At 46.7% G+C, this 25753-nt stretch carries 26 protein-coding genes; 18 read left to right on the forward strand and 8 right to left on the reverse strand.

Annotation, left to right across the window (positions count from 1 at the left end):
- Nucleotides 1-3 precede the first annotated feature (3 nt).
- The 3 genes from deoB (at nt 4) to HP548_RS22545 (ending at nt 3573) form a co-directional block, all read left to right on the forward strand.
- Nucleotides 4-1182 (forward strand): phosphopentomutase, encoded by a 1179-nt coding sequence (gene deoB, locus HP548_RS22535; RefSeq protein ID WP_175382923.1) that lies wholly within the window; start codon nt 4-6, stop codon nt 1180-1182.
- A gap of 146 nt (nt 1183-1328) precedes the next feature.
- Nucleotides 1329-2036: a purine-nucleoside phosphorylase gene (gene deoD / locus HP548_RS22540; RefSeq protein WP_076288673.1), complete on the forward strand. Its 708-nt coding sequence runs from the start codon at nt 1329-1331 to the stop codon at nt 2034-2036.
- A 235-nt stretch (nt 2037-2271) separates the two neighbouring features.
- Nucleotides 2272-3573 carry a pyrimidine-nucleoside phosphorylase gene (locus tag HP548_RS22545; protein WP_175382924.1) on the forward strand — a complete coding sequence of 434 codons (1302 nt, stop codon included), beginning with the start codon at nt 2272-2274 and terminating at the stop codon, nt 3571-3573.
- A gap of 85 nt (nt 3574-3658) precedes the next feature.
- On the opposite strand, the gene HP548_RS22550 is transcribed toward HP548_RS22545, so the two are convergent.
- Both HP548_RS22550 and HP548_RS22555 read right to left on the reverse strand, forming a co-directional pair.
- Nucleotides 3659-4642, reverse strand: a complete 984-nt coding sequence (locus HP548_RS22550; protein WP_175382925.1) for a TIGR03943 family putative permease subunit — start codon at nt 4640-4642, stop codon at nt 3659-3661.
- 40 nt (nt 4643-4682) lie between these two features.
- The gene (locus HP548_RS22555; protein ID WP_076288675.1) at nt 4683-5717 is read right to left on the reverse strand and encodes a permease; all 1035 of its coding nucleotides are present in this window, start codon (nt 5715-5717) and stop codon (nt 4683-4685) included.
- A 277-nt stretch (nt 5718-5994) separates the two neighbouring features.
- Between HP548_RS22555 and HP548_RS22560 the strand changes: the two genes are divergently transcribed.
- The 7 genes from HP548_RS22560 to HP548_RS22590 all read left to right on the forward strand — a co-directional run bounded on the left by HP548_RS22560 (nt 5995) and on the right by HP548_RS22590 (nt 11512).
- A complete protein-coding gene (locus HP548_RS22560) occupies nt 5995-7194 on the forward strand; it encodes a GTP-binding protein (protein WP_175382926.1) in 1200 nt (399 codons plus the stop codon).
- A 74-nt stretch (nt 7195-7268) separates the two neighbouring features.
- A complete protein-coding gene (rpmG, locus tag HP548_RS22565) occupies nt 7269-7418 on the forward strand; it encodes a 50S ribosomal protein L33 (RefSeq protein WP_024631975.1) in 150 nt (49 codons plus the stop codon).
- 49 nt (nt 7419-7467) lie between these two features.
- The gene (locus HP548_RS22570) at nt 7468-8175 is read left to right on the forward strand and encodes a metal ABC transporter ATP-binding protein (RefSeq protein WP_175382927.1); all 708 of its coding nucleotides are present in this window, start codon (nt 7468-7470) and stop codon (nt 8173-8175) included.
- A complete protein-coding gene (locus tag HP548_RS22575; protein ID WP_175382928.1) occupies nt 8121-9014 on the forward strand; it encodes a metal ABC transporter permease in 894 nt (297 codons plus the stop codon). The genes HP548_RS22570 and HP548_RS22575 overlap by 55 nt, the downstream gene beginning before the upstream one ends.
- The gene (locus HP548_RS22580; protein ID WP_175382929.1) at nt 9001-10080 is read left to right on the forward strand and encodes a metal ABC transporter substrate-binding protein; all 1080 of its coding nucleotides are present in this window, start codon (nt 9001-9003) and stop codon (nt 10078-10080) included. Before HP548_RS22575 ends, HP548_RS22580 begins: the two co-directional genes overlap by 14 nt.
- Before the next feature lie 200 nt (nt 10081-10280).
- Complete coding sequence (locus tag HP548_RS22585; RefSeq protein WP_175382930.1) at nt 10281-10757, forward strand: hypothetical protein; 477 nt, start codon at nt 10281-10283, stop codon at nt 10755-10757.
- Between the two features lie 47 nt (nt 10758-10804).
- A complete protein-coding gene (locus HP548_RS22590) occupies nt 10805-11512 on the forward strand; it encodes a M50 family metallopeptidase (RefSeq protein WP_175382931.1) in 708 nt (235 codons plus the stop codon).
- A gap of 59 nt (nt 11513-11571) precedes the next feature.
- Here HP548_RS22590 and HP548_RS22595 read toward each other — a convergent pair whose 3' ends face one another.
- The 5 genes from HP548_RS22595 to HP548_RS22615 form a co-directional block, all read right to left on the reverse strand.
- Nucleotides 11572-11943, reverse strand: a complete 372-nt coding sequence (locus HP548_RS22595) for a DUF4363 family protein (protein ID WP_175382932.1) — start codon at nt 11941-11943, stop codon at nt 11572-11574.
- Between the two features lie 23 nt (nt 11944-11966).
- Complete coding sequence (locus HP548_RS22600) at nt 11967-12692, reverse strand: DUF421 domain-containing protein (protein WP_076288900.1); 726 nt, start codon at nt 12690-12692, stop codon at nt 11967-11969.
- Between the two features lie 236 nt (nt 12693-12928).
- Nucleotides 12929-13792, reverse strand: a complete 864-nt coding sequence (locus HP548_RS22605) for an SDR family oxidoreductase (RefSeq protein ID WP_175382933.1) — start codon at nt 13790-13792, stop codon at nt 12929-12931.
- A complete protein-coding gene (uxuA, locus tag HP548_RS22610; protein WP_099853880.1) occupies nt 13789-14856 on the reverse strand; it encodes a mannonate dehydratase in 1068 nt (355 codons plus the stop codon). Before uxuA ends, HP548_RS22605 begins: the two co-directional genes overlap by 4 nt.
- Before the next feature lie 47 nt (nt 14857-14903).
- Nucleotides 14904-15635, reverse strand: coding sequence for a GntR family transcriptional regulator (locus HP548_RS22615; RefSeq protein ID WP_175382934.1), 732 nt, complete (start codon nt 15633-15635; stop codon nt 14904-14906).
- Nucleotides 15636-15831: 196 nt separating this feature from the next.
- Between HP548_RS22615 and HP548_RS22620 the strand changes: the two genes are divergently transcribed.
- A complete protein-coding gene (locus HP548_RS22620) occupies nt 15832-16134 on the forward strand; it encodes an ArsR/SmtB family transcription factor (protein WP_076288684.1) in 303 nt (100 codons plus the stop codon).
- Between the two features lie 98 nt (nt 16135-16232).
- A complete protein-coding gene (locus HP548_RS22625) occupies nt 16233-17624 on the forward strand; it encodes an aldehyde dehydrogenase (protein WP_175382984.1) in 1392 nt (463 codons plus the stop codon).
- Nucleotides 17625-17688: 64 nt separating this feature from the next.
- Here HP548_RS22625 and HP548_RS22630 read toward each other — a convergent pair whose 3' ends face one another.
- Nucleotides 17689-18600: a helix-turn-helix domain-containing protein gene (locus tag HP548_RS22630; protein ID WP_099853878.1), complete on the reverse strand. Its 912-nt coding sequence runs from the start codon at nt 18598-18600 to the stop codon at nt 17689-17691.
- A gap of 179 nt (nt 18601-18779) precedes the next feature.
- On the opposite strand from HP548_RS22630, the gene HP548_RS22635 reads away from it, so the two are divergent.
- From HP548_RS22635 to HP548_RS22660, 6 genes are all read left to right on the forward strand, one after another.
- Nucleotides 18780-21005: a glycoside hydrolase family 52 protein gene (locus tag HP548_RS22635; protein ID WP_175382935.1), complete on the forward strand. Its 2226-nt coding sequence runs from the start codon at nt 18780-18782 to the stop codon at nt 21003-21005.
- Nucleotides 21002-23152 carry an alpha-glucuronidase family glycosyl hydrolase gene (locus HP548_RS22640; RefSeq protein ID WP_175382936.1) on the forward strand — a complete coding sequence of 717 codons (2151 nt, stop codon included), beginning with the start codon at nt 21002-21004 and terminating at the stop codon, nt 23150-23152. Before HP548_RS22635 ends, HP548_RS22640 begins: the two co-directional genes overlap by 4 nt.
- A gap of 142 nt (nt 23153-23294) precedes the next feature.
- Nucleotides 23295-24362, forward strand: coding sequence for an NAD(P)-dependent alcohol dehydrogenase (locus tag HP548_RS22645; protein ID WP_099853872.1), 1068 nt, complete (start codon nt 23295-23297; stop codon nt 24360-24362).
- Between the two features lie 185 nt (nt 24363-24547).
- Nucleotides 24548-24796 carry an HPr family phosphocarrier protein gene (locus tag HP548_RS22650; RefSeq protein ID WP_079696156.1) on the forward strand — a complete coding sequence of 83 codons (249 nt, stop codon included), beginning with the start codon at nt 24548-24550 and terminating at the stop codon, nt 24794-24796.
- 144 nt (nt 24797-24940) lie between these two features.
- Nucleotides 24941-25189 (forward strand): type B 50S ribosomal protein L31, encoded by a 249-nt coding sequence (locus tag HP548_RS22655; RefSeq protein ID WP_062319704.1) that lies wholly within the window; start codon nt 24941-24943, stop codon nt 25187-25189.
- A gap of 214 nt (nt 25190-25403) precedes the next feature.
- The gene (locus HP548_RS22660) at nt 25404-25709 is read left to right on the forward strand and encodes a Dabb family protein (protein ID WP_076288689.1); all 306 of its coding nucleotides are present in this window, start codon (nt 25404-25406) and stop codon (nt 25707-25709) included.
- Nucleotides 25710-25753 lie beyond the last annotated feature (44 nt).

Here is a 25753-nt window from a genome sequence, read left to right on the forward strand (position 1 = left end):
GTTATGTCAACATTCAAAAGAGTACATTTAATCGTTATGGATTCAGTGGGAATTGGTGAAGCGCCGGATGCAGCGGAATTCGATGATTTCGACGTCGATACCTTTGGTCACATTGCACGTGAACGCGGAGGATTGAAGATGCCGCATATGGCCAGTCTTGGACTGTCCAATATTAAGGAAATTGAAGGTGTGCCTGTAGCGGACGCACCAAAAGCTTTTTACACCAAAATGCAGGAAGCATCCAGAGGCAAAGACACTATGACGGGTCACTGGGAACTGATGGGCCTGTACATTGATACGCCATTCCGTGTGTTCCCAGACGGGTTCCCGGATGAGTTAATTCAGCGCATTGAAGAAAAAACAGGCCGTAAAGTGATTGGGAATAAACCGGCCAGCGGCACGGAAATTCTGGATGAGCTGGGTGCGGAGCATGTTGAAACTGGCGCGCTTATTGTGTACACATCCGCGGATTCGGTTCTGCAAATTGCAGCACATGAGGACGTTGTTCCATTGAAGGAACTGTATGAGATCTGTGAGTTCTGCCGTGAAATTACACTTGAAGATCCGTATATGCTGGGTCGTATTATTGCACGTCCATTCGTAGGTGAAGCTGGTGACTGGAAGCGTACAGCGAATCGTCATGATTATGCGCTCAAACCGTTTGGACGTACCGTTATGAATGAACTCAAAGATGGTGGTTTTGATGTCATCGCTCTGGGTAAAATCGCAGATATCTACGATGGAGAAGGTGTAACCAAGACTGTACGTACTGTCTCCAATATGGATGGCATGGACAAACTGTCCGAAACGATGGATGAAGATTTCACCGGACTCAGCTTCCTGAACCTGGTTGACTTCGACGCCCTGTTCGGTCACCGTCGTGATCCACAAGGCTACGCTCAGGCACTTGAAGAGTATGATGCTCGACTGCCAGAGATCTTCAGCAAAATGACAGACGATGATCTGCTGCTCATCACAGCTGACCATGGTAATGACCCAACCTACCGCGGCACGGACCATACACGTGAGTATGTGCCACTGCTTGTTTACTCTCCACGCTTCAACGAGGGTAAAAAGCTTGAACTGCGCAGCACGTTTGCTGATGTTGGAGCAACAGTAGCTGAGAACTTCGGAGTGAAACTGCCGGAATATGGTACAAGCTTCCTGAAAGATTTGAAATAGTCAACATTCTTATCTTTAACTGAACATGGGGAAATCTGATATTTTCTTGAAACACAAAGTCGGACAGGATGACCACGGGGGCAGCTTCGGCTGCTCCGGTTCCTGACTTTCATTCAATCATATGGATAACTGGAGGAGATTTAATCATGAGTACACATATTGGAGCTAAACCCGGAGATATTGCAGAAACAATCCTTTTGCCAGGAGATCCACTGCGTGCAAAATTTATTGCAGATACGTATCTTGAAGATGTTGTTTGTTACAACGAAGTTCGCGGAATGCTCGGATTCACGGGTACATATCAAGGACACCGTATCTCAGTACAAGGCTCGGGCATGGGGATTCCATCGTTCAGCATCTATGCCAACGAACTGATCAGCGAATATGGTGTGAAAAACCTAATTCGTGTTGGAACTTGCGGAGGTATGCAAGAACATGTACGTGTTCGTGATGTTATCCTTGCTCAAGCTTCATGTACCGATTCCAGCATGAACAAGCTCGTATTCGGCGGATATGATTTCTCCCCGATCGCGTCGTTCTCCCTGCTGAAAGAAGCCTATGACCGCGCAACTGCCAAAGGCATGAAAATCCATGTCGGAAACGTGTTCAGTTCCGATTCCTTCTATCGTGACGACCGTTCCGTGACTGAGAAATTGATGCAGCACGGCGTACTAGGCGTTGAGATGGAAACAACTGCACTGTACACACTCGCAGCCAAATTTGGCGTAAACGCACTCACGATCCTGACAGTAAGTGACCACTTGCTGACGGGTGAAGAGACTTCCGCCGAAGAGCGCCAAAAAACGTTCAACGACATGATGGTAGTAGCACTGGAAACAGCAATTACGCTGTAATTGTTGCTAAGCATTATTTGATTTTGATCGAAACTTTTGTTTTAAGCACGTAGTGAAGGACCCGGAATCGATTCTAAAGAAGCGAAGCGTTCGCCTTTGTCTCCGCATTTCAACCTTATCAAAGGTTATTCAAAGAAATTTGGAGACAACAGCGATCGAAAGAACGATCCGGGGCCGGAACGAATGCTGCACAAAGTGTTCTATACAAATCACCCACAACGAAGGAGAGATCATCATGAGAATGGTAGACATTATTGCTAAGAAACGCGACGGAAAAGAACTGACAACAGCTGAGATTGACTTTGTTGTTCAAGGATATACACAAGGCGATATCCCTGATTATCAAGTCAGCGCTTGGGCGATGGCTGTATTCTTCAAGGATATGACTGACAAGGAACGCGCAGATTTGACGATGTCCATGGTAAACTCGGGCGAGACCATTGATCTGTCTGCCATCGAAGGTATCAAGGTAGACAAGCACTCCACGGGAGGCGTTGGTGATACTACAACGCTGGTACTGGCACCGCTTGTTGCTGCTCTGGATGTTCCAGTTGCCAAAATGTCCGGACGTGGATTGGGTCACACTGGTGGCACAACGGACAAACTGGAATCTGTTGCAGGTTTCCACGTGGAGCTTGAGAAAGAAGAGTTCATCCGCCTCGTTAACGAACATAAAGTTGCCGTTATCGGTCAAAGTGGAAACCTTACGCCGGCAGACAAAAAGCTCTATGCATTGCGTGACGTTACAGCTACCGTTAACTCCATCCCACTGATTGCCAGCTCCATCATGAGTAAGAAAATTGCAGCAGGTGCCGATGCGATCGTATTGGATGTTAAAACGGGTGCTGGTGCATTCATGAAGACAACTGAAGATGCAAAAGAACTGGCACATGCGATGGTAAGCATCGGTAACAATGTAGGACGTAAAACGATGGCTGTCATTTCCGATATGTCCCAACCACTAGGTCTCGCTATCGGTAACGCGCTTGAAGTGAAAGAAGCCATCCTTACGTTGCAAGGTAAAGGACCGAAAGATCTGGAAGAACTCTGTCTGGCGCTTGGACGTCAAATGGTATTCCTTGCTGGTAAAGCAGACTCCCTGGAGCATGCTGAGGAGAAATTGAAAGAAGTGATCCAGAACGGTAAAGCGCTGGATAAATTCAAGGACTTCCTGGCAAATCAAGGCGGAGACGCTTCAGTTGTAGATCACCCGGATCGCTTGCCACAAGCGAAATATCTGGTTGAAGTACCAGCAGATAAAGACGGATATGTAGCTGGTATCGTCGCTGACGAAATCGGTACTGCTGCAATGCTGCTCGGCGCAGGCCGTGCAACAAAAGAATCCGAGATCGATCTTGCTGTAGGCTTGATGCTCAACAAAAAAGTCGGTGACCAAGTGAAAGCTGGCGAATCCCTCGTAACGATCCATGCGAATCGTGAAGACGTAGCAGACGTAATCGCCAAGATCAAAGAAAACATTACCATTGCAGATCATGCCGATGCTCCGGTATTGGTGCATGATATCGTAACTGAATAATATATCAGGCAAACAAGGTTAACCTTATGCCTGAATTGAATTTAAAGCCCCGAAGCTGTGCATTCCATAGCTTCGGGGCTTTTTCTTATTTATTATGCAAATTATCATACGTCACAACTGAATCTGCACTGGTGTAAATGTAAGGGGTGGATGGCTGATCAACCGGAGTTACCTTCGTCGCCCGAATCTCAATGGTGTCCTCGCCATTCACTTGAGCAGAACCAATGGTGCCATCGATTTGTACCCAACTGTCTGTAGGAAAGCTGTCTGCATTCGGGACATGAATCATCACGCCAAAGGGTGCAGCGTCTGCCGGGCAGCACATCACAAGAAATCGTCCTAATGCAAAATGAGATTCATGCTCCATGCTTTTGTCTCGATATACAAACCCGGTAAGGCTGATGGCCTTGCCTGCGAATTGTCGTTGAAACATGTCGATGGACCCCAATGTCTCGGAGAAGATTTCGGGATATACCTTAATGACAGATTCCGCATATAACTTCTCTGCAAGTTCAGCAAATTCACGACTATACTCATCCGGGGGAACAAATTGTACTTTCGTGGCAGGCACAGATGATTCAACATTTGCAGTTTTTTTGGATAGATCTTTAATGTCCAGTTCTGCTGTATCAGGTAAGGGTTCTTTTCGACGAATCTCCGGAGGTCCATACGTTAGGGACATGCCTTTCTTACTGGCCATAGAACTGCCTAGTGCCTGATCCGGCAAAAGAAAACCAAGTATTAATGGAATGGCAATCAATCCATATATCAGCGAGCTGCGTACCCATACTGAAGGAGGTGGATGCTCACAGTGGCAATGGAGCTGGCTAGTACCAAACAGTCCGTGCCAGGCCATGATGGCGGCAATAAGCAAAAAGGGAACAGGGCAGCATAGAAGCAATCGCTGCATCGTTGGAGCCAAGTAATAATGAAGAGAATCCGTTGAATTCAAACGAATGATGTATACAGCGAGCCCGCTGATCCACAGCGCACGAATCAGGTTATGCCATTGGATAGGATGAGATTTGGTAACCGGAGCTTTGGTCGCTGTATAACCAGGATGGTTCATTTAATCACCTCTTTTGATCAGATAATACATTCATAAATGCTCATACCAAAAGGTTAATCAACCATGACCCTGCGAAAACCAAAGCAATAATGGCCAGGCTCAGGCCAATAACAAACCGGGTGCGGAAGGTGGAAAGCAGCATCAATGTGCTTTTGAAATCAAGCATTGGACCGAGAACCAGAAAGGATAACAGCGGTCCCAACGCAAACGTGTGAGAGAAGGCTGAGGCTACGAACGCATCGGATGTCGAACAGAGAGACAATACATACGCAAAACCCATCATGAAGACATAGGAGGCAACAGGCCCATTACCCAGAGAAATGAGATCACTGCGGCTGATAAAGGTTTGAATGCAGGCTGTTATTAGAGCACCAATCACCAAATATTTGCTCATATCTACAAATTCGTCACCCGCATGGATGAAAAAGCTGCGCCAGTTTTTATCGTGAACGTGATCATGATCGGCAGAATGGGAATGAGGCTGTGCCATTTTAAATCCGGGATGTGTCTTGACCTCCGTCACTGTAGCCTTCGGTTTGCGCAAAGGATTCTGACGGACGAACATATACACCAGACCGCCGATGGCAGCTGCAACTGCAAAGGCCAGTCCCATACGGGCGATCGTAATTTCGGGATGGGAAGGAAAAGCAAGCAGGGTCGCGGTAAAGACAATTGGATTTACAACAGGGCCACTAAGAATAAAGGTCACCGCGATATAGGGCGGCATGCCTTTATGCATCAACCGTCGAACGACCGGAATCATACCACATTCGCAGATCGGGAAAATGATTCCCAGCAGACCCGCCACCAGCACACCTCCGACGGGGTTCTTGGGCGTTAGTTTGCGAATCATTTCCTCAGAAACAAACCATTGCATTAGCGAAGACAACAGCACCCCTATGAGCAGAAATGGAGCAGCTTCGAGAAAAATGCTGATGAATATCGTTTTCATATTTTGAAAGGCTTCACTGTTCCAAGCTTCTTTCAGATTGGGAGCCATCGTGATCAACACGGGAACAAGAAATGCGCAGGGAATCAGGAATGAGAGGAGCTTAAGATTGGCTGCCATTTTCATGGGATAGACCTCCAGAACCGGGACTTTGCTAAAATATATGCTTGTACCGTCCGCATCATACTCGTTCTCATTAATTAATCAACATTTTTACGATTTACATATTTGGAGCAAAACTTGTTATGTTGACAAAAGAAACGAGGTTCAGGTATAGTTTATTTCGTTAATCGTAATAATTACTATTAACTAATCATTATTTTTCAGCCCATCGGTCGAGTGGAAGCTACATAGCATTCCGATTTTTTAGTTTTAAGAGGATAAATGGAAGGGAGTAATTGAAATGACAGAACAACAGGTACAACCCCGAGTTCCGGTGACTGTATTAAGTGGATATCTGGGCGCAGGCAAAACGACATTGCTTAACCATGTGCTTCACAATAGGGAGGGTATGCGAGTCGCTGTCATTGTGAATGATCTGAGTGAAGTTAATATTGACGCTGGCTTGATCCGGGATGGTGGTGGATTGTCACGTATTGATGAGAAGCTGGTGGAGATGTCCAATGGCTGCATCTGCTGCACGCTGCGTGAGGATTTACTGAAAGAGGTGGAGCGGCTTGCGCTGGATGGTTCTTTTGACTATATATTGATTGAATCGACAGGTATTGGAGAGCCAGTCCCCGTTGCCCAGACATTTACGTATATTGATGAAGAGCTGGGGATTGATTTGACGAAATTTACGCGGCTCGACACGATGGTAACGGTAGTAGATGCTGCCCAGTTCTGGCGTGACTTCTATTCCAAAGAAACGTTGAAGGATCGGGGGCAGGAAGCCGGAGAGGAAGATGTACGGGGGATCGTTCATCTGCTGACGGATCAGGTTGAATTCTGTGATGTGCTGATTCTGAACAAGTGTGATCTGGTAACGGAAGACGAGCTGCTCAAACTTGAGAAAGCACTACACGCGATGCAGCCGGAAGCTCGACTTATTCGCACCACATATGGACAGATTGACCCGAGGGAGATATTGAATACCGGACGGTTTGATTTTGAAAAAGCAAGCCAGTCTGCGGGCTGGATCCGCGAATTAATGAAGGAAGAACACACACCAGAGACAGAGGAGTATGGCATTCACTCGTTTGTGTACCATCGGAAACGTCCGTTTCATTCGGAGCGTTTGCTGCGCTGGATTGCCAAATGGCCTGAGAGTATTGTTCGTTCCAAGGGCCTAATGTGGCTGGCTACACGTAACCATATGGCGGTGTCGTTTAGTCATGCGGGAACATCCAAGCAGTTGGGACCAGCCGGGTTGTGGGTAGGCGCGATGAGTGACGAAGAGCGACAAATGCATTTTGGTGATACACTTCCGCCTATTCCGGATTGGGATGAGCAGTGGGGCGATCGGATTACGAAGCTGGTGTTCATCGGGATAGACATGGACCGACTGGAGATCGAACGGACGTTAGATGAGACACTGCTAACCGACGAAGAGATGATAATGAACTGGCGAGAACTGAAAGATCCATTTCCTGCGTGGAGTTGACAAACGTAAAAGCATGGGCTAAACTCGTTAAATAGTAATAATTACGATTAGATAAATCAAAGGAGGCCATTTCCATGAGAGTCATTGTAACCTTAGCTTGCACCGAGTGCGGAGATCGCAACTATACAACAACCAAGAACAAGCGTAATCATCCGGAACGGATCGAATTGAAGAAGTATTCACCACGATTGAAGAAGATGACCATTCACCGGGAAACAAGATAATTTTTTTTGTCATTTTTACATCGTAATAATTACGAAAAGAGGAAAAACCATGATTCTATCTTCCATGCGTGATGTGGTATTCGGATACGGCAAAGAGCCAGTCATTGACCAGCTGTCACTGGATATCCATGTGGGGGAGTTTGTCGGCATTACAGGACCAAATGGTTCTGCGAAGACAACCATGCTGAAATTGCTGCTGGGGCTGTTACAGCCCTGGAGCGGCACGGTACATATGAATGCACAGTCCGTACGTGGCAGTAAGCTGAACATCGGATATGTACCCCAACAGGTAGCATCGTTCAACAGTGGATTTCCCAGTACGGTGATCGAACTGGTGCGATCCGGATGTTACCGCAAACTCGGTTTGTTCCGCAGATTTACATCCGAGCAGGAAGCCATTGTGGAACGAAGCTTGCGGGAAGTCGGCATGTGGGAATACCGCAACGCCAGGGTTGGCGAACTGTCTGGTGGACAAAAGCAGCGAATCTGCATTGCCAGAGCATTGGCAGGCCAGCCGCAAGTGCTTGTACTGGATGAGCCGACTACAGGCATGGACCGGCGCAGCCGTGAAGGGTTCTATGATCTGATGCGCCATTATGCAGACGTCCATGGACTGACGATTGTTATGGTCACCCACGGATTAGAAGAAATGGGCAACCGGTTGGACCGGACGATTACCCTGGAGCGGCAAGAAAGTGAGGAATGGCAGTGTTTGAGTACGAATTCATGCAGCGTGCTTTCTGGGCAGGCGGACTGATCGGAGTCATTGCTCCAATTTTAGGAGTTTATCTGATGCTGCGGCGTCAGGTGCTGATGGCGGATACGTTATCCCATGTTTCATTGGCAGGCGTTGCCCTGGGTTCAGTGATGAACCTAGATCCGGTGATCTGTGGATTTGCGATTGCGATTATCGGCGCATTGTTGGTGGAACAACTCCGGCGAAATTACCTGACATATAGCGAGGTACCTGTAGCGATCATTATGACGTCGGGGCTGGCCCTTGCTGTAGTGCTCATGAGTCTGAAAACCAATCTGTCCAAGACATTTAGCTCTTACCTGTTCGGTTCCATCGTTGCCGTTAGTGATATGCAGTTGTGGATTATGGCGGCTGTGTGCGTCATCGGACTGATTTTTTTCATCGTACTCAGAAGGCCACTGTACAATTTGACGTTTGATGAAGAGACAGCTTCCATTGGAGGCATTCAGGTTAAAGGTTTATCCTTTGCCTTTGCTGTCCTGACAGGAATGACTGTTGCTTCAGCCATGCCGATTGTTGGCGTATTGCTTGTGTCTGCTTTAATCGTACTGCCCGCTGCCCTGGCACTGAGATTGTCACGCAGCTTTACAGCAGCGATCCTTATTGCAGTCGTCACTGGATTAATCGGTATCTTTAGCGGACTGACAACCTCTTACCATCTAAACACACCACCGGGAGGAACGATTGCTCTTATCCTGTTGGTCTTTCTATTGATTGGAATATCAGCGCAAAAGCTGATTGGACGATATAACCGTAAACGTCATCGTAAAGAGAGAAAACAACAACGTGCAACTCTATTCATACATTCAAGGGAGAATACGCCACATGAAATTCAATAAAAAATCAGCTCTTGCTCTATTGTTCAGTCTTACACTTATCGTAGCCGGTTGTGGACAAAATCAGTCCGCTTCCGATTCCAGTACCAGCTCGGCCAACACGCCGGTACCAGCCGAGACTGAAGAAGCCAAACTGAACGTTGAAGTCAGCTTTTATCCAATGTACGAATTCACCAAAAATGTAGCTGGCGATCTGGCTAATGTTCATACACTCGTTCCTGCGGGCATGGAGCCGCATGATTGGGAGCCGACACCACAGGATATGGCGAGCATCGAAAAAGCGGATGTGCTTGTCTATAATGGGGCGGGAATGGAATCCTGGATCGATCAAGTTACGGATAGTCTGAGCAACTCCAAACTCATTCAAGTAGAGGCAAGCCATGGGATTGATCTGCTGGAAGGATCGGAAGAAGATGAGCATGATCACGAACATGGCGATACAACGGACACGCATGATCATGCGGATGAAGCCACAACAGAGGAGCATGATCACGATCATGACGCTGAAGCAGAAGAAGGACATACACATGATCATGATCACGGTGGACTTGATCCCCACGTTTGGCTGTCACCTGCACTTGCCGTGAAGGAAGTACGGAATATTGAGGCTGGACTCGCACAGGCTGCACCTGAACATGCGGATCAATTCAAGCAAAATGCCGATGCCTACATTGCCAAATTGGAGGCACTAGATCAGGATTTCAAAGCAACTGTAGCAGACAGCAAACGTAAAGATTTCATCACACAGCATGCTGCATTCGGTTATCTTGCACAGGAATACGGTCTTCAGCAAGTACCGATTGCCGGTCTGTCTCCTGAACAAGAGCCTTCCGCAGCGCAAATGGCATCCGTTATTGATTTTGCCAAGGAGCATCAGGTGAAGACGATTTTCTTCGAAACGTTGGTTTCATCCAAAGTGTCAGAGACTATCGCCAACGAAGTAGGAGCCAAAACAGCTGTGTTGAACCCAATTGAAGGATTGACGGAAGAGGAAATCGCAGCTGGAATGGATTACATCGGTGTAATGCGGCAGAATTTGGAGGCACTGAAACTGGCGTTGAATGAATAGCGTTTGTGCTTATTAACAAGTAGAGTTTACGAAAAAGAAAACCCATTTGATGCCTGTCATCGAAAAAGGTACAATAATACAACATGCTGAGGAATGGCACAGCCATTCCTTTGCCTTTGGCCACGCAGAGAGCACAGGGATGTGCTCTTTTCGTTGTTCAAGGTGACGGAGATCATGCGGGGAACGGGAGGAAACGCCTTATGGATTTACATGAAGAACAGGAAGTGCTGTTAAGCCAGCAACCTACCCATCTATGGAGAAGACGCAAGCTGGAGTTAATGCAGTGGACGGAACGCGAGAAGCAGACCGTGGCAGCGAAGAGGACGGAGATTTGGAACGATGTCGAAGTGGATGCTGAACTTGTCGCTACCTTGACTCTCCTTCACAGAGCGGGCGTACGTACCGAGTTTTCTTGCGCTGGTGTAAGCCCACTCGATGAACCGATAGATCATTCTCTTTATGCCTATGTTACACTTGTACAAAACGAGGCAGCCGATCGATTTGTGAACTTTGCGCTGTCGAAGATGCGGAGCAGATTGCTTGCTACACTGGAGACAGGAACGGGTCGGTATGATCTGTCTTCTTTTTTCATCGGTCATAACCGGAGTTTCTGCTGGTGGATGCAATATTGCGCCGCACATTTCACGGATCGAAACGATTATAGTGTAGCGACGTAGTACAGTGATAGGCATTTTTACTTGGAGGCAAGGGAGGTAGGACCTGATTGAATAAATGGCTCAAAACCATACTGTTTCTGGTGGGTTCGGCGCTACTGACTCGCTTTATACCTTTTTCTTCATTGTTCCGTAACCTGGATACGATGATTCACGAATTTGGCCATGCGCTGGTAACACTGTTGTTATCGGGCAAAGTATTGCGTATTGAATTGTACGCAGATCACAGCGGCGTTACATATTCATCCATGCTAACACCAGGCAGATCTATATTGGTTTCCTTAGCGGGGTATGTCACGGCGTCCCTTTTTGCCTGGCTGCTATTCTATCTTTACCGGAAAGGGCGGCACATGTGGGGGCTCGGCATTATGACGGGTGTAGCTCTTGTATCGCTTCTCTTCTATGTAAGGGGAGAATTCGGCATGCTCTGGCTTACAGGCTTTAGTGCGCTGAATGTTGTGATTATGATCTTTGGTGCCAAAATCGCGAAATTCTATTATTTATTATTGGCTTTCCTCACGCTGGAAGAGTCCGTAGTTAGCGCCATGTACGTTGGGCTAATGTCCTGGACACAGCCGTCCCGGGCAGGGGATGCAGCCAAACTCGCTCAGCAGACATTTCTACCAGCGCTGTTCTGGGGAACGTTGTTTGCACTGTTTGCACTGTGGTGTGCGAAGGGGGCACTTACGCTCTTTTTCCGAAAAGAAAGCTCCGCCCGCACTTCAAAATCCCGTGGATTGCGCGGGCGTAATGTTTAAAAAAACAGAGAAGGCACTTCCTTTTATTAAAGGAGAGTGCCTTTTTGTGTGTCTTCGTGTCAATCTCCAAGATTGTCCCATAACACATAAAAGTAATAAATTTCTTCCATGATCGCCTTATCGTCCTCTGCGGCAATACCGCCCTTCATCCGTGCAAGGGTACCCAGAATATCGTAAATCGTCTCACGCTCCACACTGAACTGTATGCGATTGACGATCTTGTCCCAGGCTTTCATCGCGTAATCGATTTGGGACTTGGCTTCAGTCCATTGTTTGCCCTCAACCTGTTTCTGCAATGTTTGTACAGATTCAAGCAAGCGATCATCAGCACCAAAGGGCTTTTTGAGAAGGGCTCCGCTTGCCATTATCGCAACGAACACAAGAATGAGGCAGATCGGAAGCACATACAGCAACCAGAAACGCGATTTCATTCAATCGCCTCCTTCATGTAAATTTAGAAAGGCCCCTCATAATCGCCCATATCGATTTTTTCAGTGATCTTATCCTTAAATAGATCAATATACAATTTATCGTTAGGCAATATGGCGGCAAAAGCAATATCCTGTATCGTCACTTTTTGCTTCTTAAGCTGCTCGCTGAGCCAATTTGTATCTTTGTTTCGTTCCTCCAGATTTTGCTTAATCAGCAAACCGTCAATGATAATCTCGGTCATTAGCTTATTTTTAGGAGGATGCATATGCATGTCTTTGGCCGTTACAGGTTGATTCTCGGGTTTCAACACAACAGAGAGACTGCCGTCCGGTTCAAGAATGGCATAATCTAGTGTAGTGATGTCAAATACATCTTTTTGCCGCAGCATCATGGTCAATTCGTCGAATTTCACACGCATTTTACTCAGGTTTTGTTCGAGAATTTTACCGTTCTGGATGATCAGTGTAGGGTCAGAGTCCATCAGTTTGGAGATGGTACGATTTTTCAACGTAATATACTGAAAGATAATCGTGATAATGGTGAAAATGGTCAAGGCCACAAAATGAATCCATGCCTTGGAGGAGAGATCGGTCGCAAATGTACCTGCGATGGAACCGATCGTAATACCGTTAATGTAATCAAAATACGTCAAGTTGCCCATTTGTTGTTTGCCCAGCACCCGGGTATAGATGATCAGGGTCAGAAAGGCGATAATCGATCGCACAGCAACAACCCATGTTTCTTCCATCATGTATGTATCACCTTCCTTCGCTTCATCTTACAGATTGAAAATGTGAATGCTTGAAGCCATTCTTTAATTCCACTCAGCATATTTTGTGGTCTATAACAAGCTTTTCCTAGGCTGGATAATCTTATTCTTGAAAGCAAAAAACCGAAACCTGGCTAAGTGCTCCAGGCTTCGGTTAATCATTCGATACATATCTTTAAATCGGTCAGGCCAATTAAAAGTAAATAATATTGCGGTTATACACCCGAGTACGCCATAAACCCACCATCCACAGGAATAACCGTACCTGTAACAAAACCGGACTGACTTTCATCTGCCAGCCACATCAGCGTGCCTAGAAGATCTTCCGGTTTGCCGAAGCGACGCATTGGCGTGTGCGCAATGATTTTGCTTGAACGTTCGGTCGGCGAGCCATCCGGCTTAAGTAGCAGATTACGATTTTGTTCAGTCAGGAAGAATCCTGGTGCAATGGCGTTTACCCGGATTCCCGATTCGGCCAGATGTACCGCAAGCCATTGCGTGAAATTGTTAATCGCCGCTTTGGCTGCACTATACGCAGGAACTTTGGTCATCGGCGAAGGGGCACTCATGGACGAAATATTAATGACAGTAGCTGGAACATCACGTTCAATCATTTGTCTTGCGAAGATTTGGGTAGGGATGAGGGACCCGACAAAATTCAGATCCATCACCTGACGGAATCCCTCGACACTTACATCAAAAAAAGTAGTGATATCCGGCTGTTGCAAATCTTCCTGTCTGAAAATTTCATTGGTGGTATTGGCACTGGCATTGTTGCCACCCGCTCCGTTAATAAGGATATCGCAAGGTCCAAGCTTCTCTTGAACAACAGCTGCTGCCGCTGTTACACTATCGGCCTGGGTCACATCACAAGCTACAGCGATCGCTTTTCCACCCGCAGCCTCGATTGCCGCAACAACTTCTTCCCCTTTGGATACGGTACGGTTCAGGATGGCTACACTTGCACCATGGCGTGCGAGCTCTTCAGCCATGGAACGACATAGAACACCTGCTCCACCAGTAATTACAGCTACTCTGCCTTCCAGACGGCTTGAGCTTTCTTTGGCAAAGTCACTCATGCTTTTGACCTCCTTTGCAGGGAGTCCCAGACGCCCCATAGATACATAATTCCCAGAGCCCGATCATAGAGTCCATACCCAGGTCTGCATTGCTCTCCCCAGAGATGACGTCCATGGTCCGGCCGTGCATAACCTTCAAATCCAATATCGTGATAGGCTTCCACAACACCGGCAATATCGACATTTCCATCCTGACTGCGGTGGGATGTCTCGATAAAGTCTCCATTATCGTAGATTTTGACATTACGGATATGGGCAAAAGGAATACGGTCCTTGAACTCGTGGATCATACCGATAATATCATTGTTCGCATTAGCGCCAAGAGAGCCGCTGCACAACGTTACACTATTGTAAGGGCTATCATACAAGTTCAGATATCTGCGAACATTGTCTTGGCTCGTAATAATCTTTGGCAGTCCAAAGATTGGCCAAGGCGGATCATCCGGATGAATGGCCATTCGAATACCTAACCGTTCAGCAGTAGGAATGATCTCCTGCAGGAAATAACGGGCGTGTTCCCACATATCTTCCTCTGTTACATCCTTATAGGCTTCGAACAGACCTGTTAAATACTGCAATCGTTCCGGTTCCCAGCCAGGCATCGTCAATGCGGAATTTTCAGTGATGCGTCGAACCAATTCCAGCGGTTCAATATCGGCGATTTTGCTATTCTCGTAGAAGAGGGCGGTAGAGCCATCTTCCATCTCCTTATGCAAATCGGTACGCAGCCAATCAAAGATCGGCATGAAGTTGTAACAGATCACTTTAACGCCTACCTGGGCGAGTTTTTCCATCGTTTTTTTGTAATTCTCAATATATTGATCACGTGTAGGCAGACCGAGCTTGATGTCTTCATGAATGTTAACACTCTCAACGACATCCAGATGTAACCCAGCCTGATCTGCAGCAGCTTTGACTGCCAGAATTTTGTCCATGGGCCATTCCTCACCTGCCGGAACATCATGCAGCGCCCATACAATACCTTCGACTCCGGGAATCTGCCGGATGTGGTCAAGTGTTACGGTATCATTGCCTTCTCCAAACCAGCGAAAAACCATTCTCATCACATTCACCTCATCAAGATTAGTTTAAAGAACAGGTAGATCCATCATCATTGAAAATAGGAAGGGTATGTATCCCGCAGGACAGCCAGATCCGTAACGGTCAAATGCAGATGTTCCTGCATAATGTGCTCCGCCGTTTGGGCATTGTGCTGTTGTATCGCCTGAACCATGGATCGATGCTGTTCGAGCAAATGATCCCAATGATGATCCGAAGACAGACGGAGCATTCGACTCCGGTTCAGATGCACGTTCATATGCTGGATCACGGACCAGGTGTTTTTTTTGTTACAGCCTGCAAAGAGAGTACTATGGAATTCCTCATCCAATCCGAACATTCGTTCATCATCCGGTTCAAGTATGCATTCCTGCTGCTGCGCAAGGTTCTGCTCCAGTATTTTCATGTGTTCATCTGGAAATTGCACACACGCGAGCCGTATGACGGCACGCTCAAGCTGCTCACGCATGAAACGTGCTTCCTCCACAAGATCAACCTGAATCAGAGATACATAGGTACCTCGCTGCGGATAGACTTCCAGCAGACCTTCCTGCGCTAATCGGACGAAGCTTTCTCGAACAGGGGTCCGACTTACATTGAACTCAAGCGAGATCTCTTTCTCCGAGATGGCGGTACCGGGAGGCAGCTTTAAACTCAGAATTAACTGCTTCAACGTCGTATAGACCGCCTCACGAGAAGAGAATGTTTGTTTGTTCAGAGAAGACGGGTTTATTAAGGATGATAATAATTCGGCTTTGGACGAAGACCTAGGGGGAAATTCCATAATCTCAACTCCTTCTAGGATATACTACCATACTTGTATGGTAGTATGGAAGCGCTTTATATAAGTTGTTCTAAAATCTATCGCATATAGCTTGCTGTTAGCGAGATGCTGGAGTAAACTATAGTCATTAGGTTCAAACGTTTAAACCAACAGTCATGACAACTGTGATATCTGTAGAACATATAGAGGTGAAACTATGGGACAAAAAGCGATATCTATTTTTCAAACCTGCATCCCCTTATTCCAGGTACTTAGCGACAATCATCGTCAGGCGATTTTACTTGCTCTTAGTGAGAAGGGCAGCATGACAGTGAATGAAATTACAGAACAGTTCAACCTGTCACGACCTGCTATATCTCATCATCTCAAGTTATTGCTTGAAAAAGGGCTCATCTCTGTAGAACAGAAGGGCACACAACGATATTATTCCGCTTCATTAAGGTCTTCAGTGGAATTATTGAAGGAACTGGTTGGGGCGTTGGAAGAAGAGTGCTTATAAGCAAGAGTTGTTAACATGCCTAGGCATGTGGACTATATGTTCGTATGTTTAAACGAATCATCATTAACTCGGAAAAGGAGTTGTATTATATGAGTGTCATGCAGGAATTAAGCGAACATGAAGTCGAAGAAATTTTACAGCAGCAACGGCAGTTTTTTCGCTCAGGGGCTACTCGTTCGGCTGAGTCTCGCATTACACATTTAACCCGGTTGAAACAGGCGATTCAGAAGTATGAGTCCCGTCTTACTGAGGCGCTCTATCAGGATTTGGGCAAGAGTGAGTTCGAATCGTATACTACAGAGATTGGATTCATGCTGGATAGTATCACGCACACCATTCGGCAAGTGAAGAAATGGGTCAAGCCGGTTAAAGTCAAAACCCAACTCGCGCTGATCGGGTCTAAAAGTTATATCATTCCTGAGCCATATGGTGCGGTATTGATTATTGGACCTTTTAATTATCCATTCCAGCTGTTAATTGAACCCCTGGTTGGCGCGTTGGCAGCTGGCAATACGGCAGTACTCAAAGCATCAGAGAACACACCAGCCGTATCAGCTGTTATTCGCGAGATGATTAGCTCGGTATTCGAACCATCATACGTTCACGTGGTCGAAGGAGCCAAAGATACAACCACGGCGCTTATTAATGCGCCTTTTGACTATATCTTTTTTACAGGAAGTGTACCCGTTGGCAAAATCGTCATGCAGGCCGCTGCCAAAAATCTCGTTCCAGTGACGCTGGAGCTTGGCGGTAAAAGTCCGGTCATCGTGGATAAGCATGCAGATATTAAAGTGGCTGCACAGCGTATTATATGGGGAAAGCTGCTCAATACGGGTCAGACCTGCATCGCTCCAGATTATCTGCTTGTGCATGAACAGGTGAAAGATTCGTTGATCTCCGAAATGAAAGCAGTAGTGGAAGCGTTCTTTGGGACAGATATCCAGCATAATCGTGACTATGGGAGAATCGTCAATAAGGCGCATTTCAAACGTCTCACGACTCTTATTGAACGTGATCAGGCTCATGTCATCTATGGTGGTCAATCCGATGAGGAAGACCGTTTTATTGAACCGACATTTATTGATGCTGAATCGTGGGAAGCAGCTACGATGGAAGACGAAATTTTCGGTCCGATTCTGCCGATTATCAGTTATTCCCATATTGATGAGGCGATTGCAGGTATTTTGAAGCGGCCGAAACCGCTGGCCCTCTATCTCTTTACATCGGATACACAATTACAAGATAAAGTGATGCGAGAGGTTTCTTTTGGGGGAGGATGCATTAACGATACGATTACCCATGTAGCCAACCCACGTCTGCCGTTTGGAGGGGTAGGACATTCCGGCCTTGGCTCGTATCACGGGCGGTATAGCCTGGAGACCTTCTCTCATATGAAAAGTGTGCTCAAAAAGAGCACCAGATTGAACTTATCTATTTTATATCCGCCATACGATAACAAGCTGAAGACGATTAAACGTCTATTAAAATAAAATAACTGACTTTTAATCGTAAGCAAATTAAATGCCATCTGGAATGATGTTCAAAGGATGAAGCTCATTCGGGAGCAGGCTGTTCCAGTCTATAGCGTGTGGGTGATATCCCTGACCAGCGCTTGAATTGACGACTGAAATGGGCAATATCCTTGTAACCTAGCATGGCAGCGATGTTCTGAACCGACAACTTAGGGTTGCCCAGCAGAACTTTGGCTTCATGCAGAACCATTTCAGATAAATATACACGCGGAGACTGACCATATACCTGCCGAAATACACGGTTACAATGTGAGGAACTGATGCCCAGCTCTGCTGCAATATCATCAATGCCATAATGGCTGGTAGACTCACGTCCCTGCTTAAATTGCTGACTCACCAGTCCTTGCAGCCGATTACGAATTTGATGGGCCAGTTCGATCTTCTCATATCCATCCGTGAACAATTGTGCGGCTTCCTGAGAGACAGCCTCCCATAAATGGCCGAACAACTCAAATACCGCAGATTGCAGCTGCATGCGCTGTACCATCGTACTCGCCGCCCGGTTATCCGCTGAAGACATTAATTTGCGAAGGACAGGCTCGATCTGGCGGGTAACCGGACTATCTGCATCGAACAAAACCTGCTTGATTCGTGCAAGCAAAGAGAGAAATAACTGATCATCGATATCAAAATGCATGCAAAAATACGTAAAACCCTTGCCTTTATGGCTCAGGCTGGAATGAATGCTCCCTGGAGGAATCAGGAGTAATTCTCCAGCCTTTTGAATATACAGCTTGCCGTCCACGGTCATGTATTGTTCGCCTTCCGTTACATAATTCAGCTCATATTGTGGATGTTCATGGGCTGGATAATCCCAATCGGCCCCGACACTTCGCAAATGTATAGCGAACAAATTCACCGTTGTTTGTACATCCGGGTAAAATACTTCATGTACACTCTCTCCCAAAGCGGGAGGCAAATAGGTGGAAGACATGGGAGACCCCCTTGATAAAAAATATGGAAACAGATGTAACCGCTTTATTTATATTATAGTCTATTAGCTTGATTTGGGTAAATATCCGATTGATTTGACCATGGTCTACGGTGGAATGCCCATGGTAGGATGGGGCTAATGAAAACGTATGCAAACCATTTTGAGAGGGGTCATCGTTCATGAGCACATCCAAATCCATCTTTTATAATGCCCATCACTCACCGATCGGGGCTTTTGCCAGCTTTACGCTTGGATACAAAGGAGCCAAAGGCGGACTAGGCCTGGAGCTTGGCAAGCCAGCAGATCAGAACGTATATATCGGTTTACAATCTCGCGATAGTGAGCACTACGAAGCTTTACCATTTTTCGAAGCCGTTGAAGATGCAAGCGTTCGATATGATGTAGAGAAAGTGGACAACTCGGATTCAGATCAGGTGTCTTCGGCCTCGACAGAAAATGGATTGAGCACACCAGCGGCATCACAGGGAACACGCCCACTAATTTCAGCATTCCGCGATGAAGAGATTACGCGCGAGTTTACTTCTGGAACAGATACGTGGACGGCAGGTGATCTGACTTTCCGTATCTACTCACCTGTGCGTCCTGTACCCGAACCGCTGAGTGGTGATCGTGAAGCATTAATGGATGCACTTGTGCCTGCGGTGCTGGTGGAAATGACAATTGATAACACGCAAGGACAGCAGCCGCGTAAAGCATATTTTGGCTACCAAGGTAATGATCCTTACTCAGCCATGCGCATCGTCGGAGGGCCTGAGGGTGGGTCATTAACCGGAGTTGGACAAGGTCGCCTAACCGCCATTTTATCTGCGGATGAGGGTCTATGGCCTGCTCGAGGATTTACATTGGAGAAGATATTGCAGGAGAAACATCGTGAGAATCTCGCGTTCGGACTGGGCGAAACAGCTGCACTGCTGATGGACGTTCCCGCAGGAGAGAAGCGTACATACCAATTTGCCGTCTGTTTTTATCGCGGCGGGATCGTTACTACGGGTATGGACACGACCTATTGGTATACACGTTATTTTGCAGATATCCTGGATGCCGGAAAATACGCGCTTGGCCGTTTCAACGAGCTAACTGCTTCCTGTAAGGAAGTTGAGCAACGTCTCGGTGTAGCTGCTTTGAGTGAAGATCAGTCATTTATGCTTGCCCATTCTATTCACAGCTATTATGCAAGTACACAACTGCTGGATGCGGATGGAGAGCCGTTCTGGATCGTAAATGAAGGCGAATACCGGATGATGAACACACTTGATCTGACCGCAGATCAGTTGTATTTTGAACTTGCACTAAACCCTTGGACCGTGCGTAACGAGTTGGAGTGGTTTGTGAAACGTTACAGTTATACGGATCAAGTGCGGTTCCCGGGCGAAGAGAAGGAATATCCGGGCGGCATTACGTTCACGCATGATATCGGCGTAGCCAATGTATTCTCACGTCCGGGGCACTCGGCATATGAACTGGTAGGTATCGATGACTGCTTCTCGCAAATGAGCCACGAGGAACTGGTCAACTGGCTCTGCTGTGCAACCGTATATATTGAACAGACGCAGGACCGGGAATTTGTTAAAGAGATGCTGCCCGTCATTCGGGATTGCTTTGAAAGCATGTTAAACCGGGATCATCCGGATGAAAACCAACGCAACGGCCTGATGGGGCTGGATAGCAGTCGTACCAAAGGCGGAGCCGAGATTACCACTTACGACAGCTTGGATGTGTCACTTGGACAATCCCGCAACAACATCTATCTGGCTGGAAAATGCTGGGCCGTCTATGTAGCCCTGGAGAAGCTGTTCGCTGCAGAGAAGCTGGCTGATTTGTCTCATCACGCAGGACGTCAGGCGGATCGCTGTGCAGCCAGTATCGCAGCCCAGTTAACCGATGGTGGTTACATTCCAGCAGTTATCGCCGAAAATAATGATTCCCGTATCATTCCGGCCATTGAAGGCTTGGTGTTCCCATACTTTACCGGCTGTGAAGGCGCGCTGGATGTAAATGGCCGTTTCGGTCCTTACCTGCAAGCGCTCCGAACCCACTTTAGAACGGTTCTTGTCCCTGGTACATGCCTGTTTGAAGATGGAGGCTGGAAACTGTCTTCTACGAGCAATAACTCATGGCTAAGCAAAATATATCTATCCCAGTTCATCGCACGAGAACTGCTGGGCGTGGAATGGGATGAAACAGGGAAGGCATCTGACGCTGCTCATGTAAACTGGCTGCTGCATCCAGAGGAATCTTACTGGTGCTGGAGTGACCAGATCCTGGCAGGTGTGGCGGTCGGAAGCAAGTATTACCCGCGCGGAGTAACATCAATTCTATGGTTGCTCGAAGGCAAAGGTAATCGTCTGGAGCAGATCTATGCCAGCAAGGAGGCTGTACAATGAGCAACACAACCCTTCAATCGAATTTTTCCGGCCCTCAATACGATGCGTGGCTTGGATATCTTCAAAGTCAAACCGCAGTAAAAGGAGCCGTCAAAAAATCAGCCCCTGTCTGGAGTCATATCGTGACTGTAGCGGAAGATCAGGAAATTATATCAACAGCATCAGCCGAGCTGACTCAGGGACTGGATAAGCTGTTTGGCATCAAACCGAAAGTTAAACAGGAAACTGTCAGTCAAGTGAGCAAGTCGGATTCAGCCCACCAGGAGGCACAAGGGATCTGGCTTGGCACATGGACGGGTTCAGAAGCCGTGGCTCAGGCCTTTAGCGACACGGAACGCTCTACCGTGCAAGGAGAAGGTTATATTATCCGCGAAGATAAAGAGCAGGGTAGGCTATTTATTGGTTCTGAAACCCCTCAAGGTGTTCTATACGGTACTTTTCATCTGTTAAGGGAGCTTGTTCTGGAGCAAGAAAATTCAAACGATGTGCATCCTGCCATGGGAAGATTAAGCTATATCTCTGAGCAGCCCGTTAATGCATTACGCATGATCAATCAGTGGGATAATGTAGACGGCAGCATCGAGCGTGGTTATGCTGGAAAATCCATTTTCTATGACAATGGAGAATTCACTCGTGATCTTGCACGTATTCGAGATTATGCCAGATTGCTTGCTTCTACAGGCATTAACGCTATTTCAATCAACAACGTAAACGTGCATCAGCGTGAGAGCTTGTTCCTGACGGAACGTTTCCTGGGTGATGTTGCGAAGGTTGCTGCCCAATTCAGAGCGTACGGCATCCGATTGTTCCTTAGCGCCAACTATGCTAGTCCAATAGAGATTGGTGGATTGATTACGGCAGATCCGCTGGATGAACAGGTCCGTGAATGGTGGAACATTCAGACAGCCAAGGTGTATGCGGCAATCCCGGATTTTGGCGGCTATCTGATCAAAGCGGATTCGGAAAATCGGCCTGGACCCTTCACATATAACCGTGATCATGCTGATGGAGCGAACATGCTGGCCGAAGCACTTCGCCCGTTTGGTGGACTAGTAATATGGCGCTGCTTCGTCTATAACTGCAAACAAGACTGGCGTGACCGCTCAACGGATCGCGCACGGGCAGCATATGACCACTTCAAACCACTGGATGGCCGATTTGCGGATAACGTCATTTTGCAGATCAAGAATGGGCCGATGGACTTTCAGGTTCGCGAGGCCGTATCTCCGCTGTTCGGTGCAATGGAGAACACAAATCAGGTATTGGAATTCCAGATTACGCAGGAGTATACGGGCCAGCAGAGGCATCTCTGTTATCTGATTCCACAGTGGAAAGAAGTATTGGATTTTGATACGTTTGCCAAGGGACCGGGTTCTGAAATCAAACGCATTGCTGACGGTTCTCTGTACAATAGACCCTACAGCGGCTTTGCTGCAGTATCCAATATCGGTGCAGATGCTTGCTGGACAGGACATCCGCTCGCTCAGGCGAATCTATATGGATATGGAAGACTTGCCTGGAATCCGGAACTGTCATCGGAAGAGATCGCGGAGGAGTGGGTCAGACTTACATTCGGACATGACGAAGAGGTCGTTCGTCTAATCTCTGGCATGCTTTTGAATTCATTGGATATCTATGAAAGTTATACAGCACCACTCGGTGTAGGCTGGATGGTTAATCCGGAGCACCATTATGGGCCTAATGTGGATGGCTATGAATATTCCAAGTGGGGTACGTATCATTTTGCCGATTGTGATGGCATTGGTGTGGACCGTACTGTGAGAAGTGGAACCGGATATACATCGCAATACCACCGCGAAAATGCCGAAAGATATGAATCCGTAGACTCCTGTCCGGATGAGCTGTTGTTATTTTTCCACCATGTCCCGTATACGCATGTTCTGCATTCTGGCAAAACGGTCATTCAGCACATTTATGATACACATTTTGATGGAGCAGAGCAGGCGGAAGCCTTAGCACAGACCTGGAGACAGTTGGAAGGCAAGATTGATTCGACTGTATTTGATAAGGTGTCTGCGTTACAGGCAGGGCAAGCGGAGCACGCCAAGGAATGGCGTGACATGATCAATACGTACTTCTATCGCAAAAGTGGTATTGCAGATGAACAAGGAAGAACGATATATTAATCTGGATACGAGAGTGATATAAGTTGAACTAAACATTTACAGGGTAACAGAGAGGCCAGACAAATCTGACGAAGCCGAGCGTTCACCTTTATCACCTTCGGAGGAAAGAACAACGTTGGCATACACGAGAAGGAGGGAACATATGGGACATCATCAATTACCAGAGACCATGAAGGCTGCTGTCATGACAGAGCCGGGGCACATCATCATTGAAGAACAGGCTGTACCACAGCCGGCTGAAGACGAGGTGCTCATTCAGGTGATGGCCGTTGGCGTTTGCGGATCGGATGTGCATTATTTTGAACATGGTAGAATTGGCCGATTTGTAGTTGAGAAACCGATTATACTTGGACATGAATGTGCAGGTATCGTAGCGGCTGTAGGTTCAAGAGTATCACGGCTGAAAGAAGGAGATCGGGTAGCCATTGAGCCCGGGGTAACCTGCGGACGATGCACGGCATGCAAAGAAGGTCGTTATAATCTATGTCCCGATGTGCAATTTCTAGCGACGCCTCCGGTAGATGGGGCATTTGTACAGTACATGACCATTCGGGAGGATATGGTTTTCCCGATCCCGGATCATCTGTCTTTTGAAGAGGCAGCCATGAACGAACCTTTCTCGGTTGGCATTCATGCTGCACGACGTAGTAAACTGGCTCCTGGCACCACACTTGCCATTATGGGCATGGGACCTGTTGGATTGATGGCTGTTGCAGCGGCTAAATCGTTTGGCGTAGAACACATCATCGTTACAGATTTGGAGGAAGTACGGTTGGAGGCTGCTCGTCGTATGGGCGCCACCCATACCATTAATGTACGGAACGAGGATGCACAGGCGGTGATCCGTGAGTTAACGAACGGCGTCGGTGTAGATACAGCTTGGGAAACTGCGGGGAATCCGAAGGCACTTCAGTCTGCATTATATTCGCTCCGTCGAGGAGGCAAGCTTGCTATTGTAGGACTGCCCGCACAGGACGAAATTGCACTGAATGTTCCTTTTATCGCGGACAACGAGGTGGATATATACGGAATCTTCCGTTACGCCAATACGTATCCGGCGGGAATTGAATTTCTGAGTTCAGGCCAGCATGATGTGATGTCCCTGATTACTGACCGTTATTCGCTTGAGGAGACACAGCAGGCCATGGAACGGGCATTGCACAATAAGAGTGGCAGTCTCAAAGTAATGGTGTATCCGAACGGAAAATGAATCTATTTCAAAGGAGCCCTGATATTTAGGGTTTCTTTTTTTGTATTTTTCGCCATAAAAGGATTAAACAAGCTTCCATAACGTGGTATAATGCTTGAAGATTTTAATATATAAAATTATACACACCACATTGGTTAAATAGCATCTAGCGAAAGGAACTGAAGGTAGTGAGAACACATGAATTTATGATTCATTCTGATTTCCACCGGGATGATCTGATGTCTGTTTCTTCTCAAGCGTCGCGTTTTGCCTCGGATATTTCATTGTCATTTATGGATGCGAATCATGAACATCGTGTAGATGTCAAAAGCCTGCTCGGAATGGCGCTTCTTCCCATTCGACATGGCAGTGTGGTGAGATTGCAGACACGGGGAAGAGATGAACTTGAAGCGTTGGAATATATGCTAAATGTATTGGAGAAGGGCTTAACTTGAACTCTGAAACCTGTGCAAATCACAGTGAATTGTAAAATATTTATCGTTTCTTCAATTCCGACTGGTACTTCGTCCAAAAAAAGAGTATAATAAAATTTAGTTCTATTCTAAGAAGTACCCATATTAAAGGAGTGTAAATAGATTATGCCAAAAGCTGATATCCATCCAAAGACACAAACAGTAATTTTCTTCGATGCAAGTGCTGATTACAAATTCCTGAGTTCTTCGACTAAATTCTCGAACGAAACAATGGAATGGGAAGATGGTAACACTTACCCAGTAATCCGTGTGGACACTAGCTCCGCATCCCACCCATTCTTCACTGGTAAACAAAGAAACGTGGACATCGGTGGTCGTGTTGATAAATTTAACCGTAAATACAACATCAAATAGGTTGTCCAACCATTACAAGAAAACCTCGGGATTAATCCTGAGGTTTTTTTGTTTGCATACCGATTAGTAAACCCATGTAATTCAGAGTAAAAGTAATTCTAATACTCCTACATATTCATTTCCTCTAAAATTAATTCAACCAATTATTGCGCTTACAACACATTCGGATGTACACTAGGAAACAGAATCAGACATATTGGAGGAGGAAATAGAGATGAGCAGCATCAATCATATGGTAACGTTTACACTTTACGCAGGTAAAGATACACCCGAAGCAGAGGCATTTTTGAAAGAGAGTGCGGATGCACTGGCGAATATTCCCGGTGTAGAGCAATTTCAGGTCTTGCGTCAGGTGAGCGAAAAAAATGAATTTGACTATAGCTTTTCAATGGTCTTCGCCAACCAGGCTGCATATGATACATACAATGATCATCCGGTTCACCGCAAATATGTAGAAGAACGGTGGGAAAAAGAAGTTAGTCGCTTCCAGGAAATTGATCTCATTCAGCATGGGAAGTAATGAAATGATGAATCTCATTGAACCAAACAGAAGATAACATGAAC

The sequence above is a fragment of the Paenibacillus taichungensis genome (assembly GCF_013359905.1).
GTDB classification, from domain to species: domain Bacteria; phylum Bacillota; class Bacilli; order Paenibacillales; family Paenibacillaceae; genus Paenibacillus; species Paenibacillus taichungensis.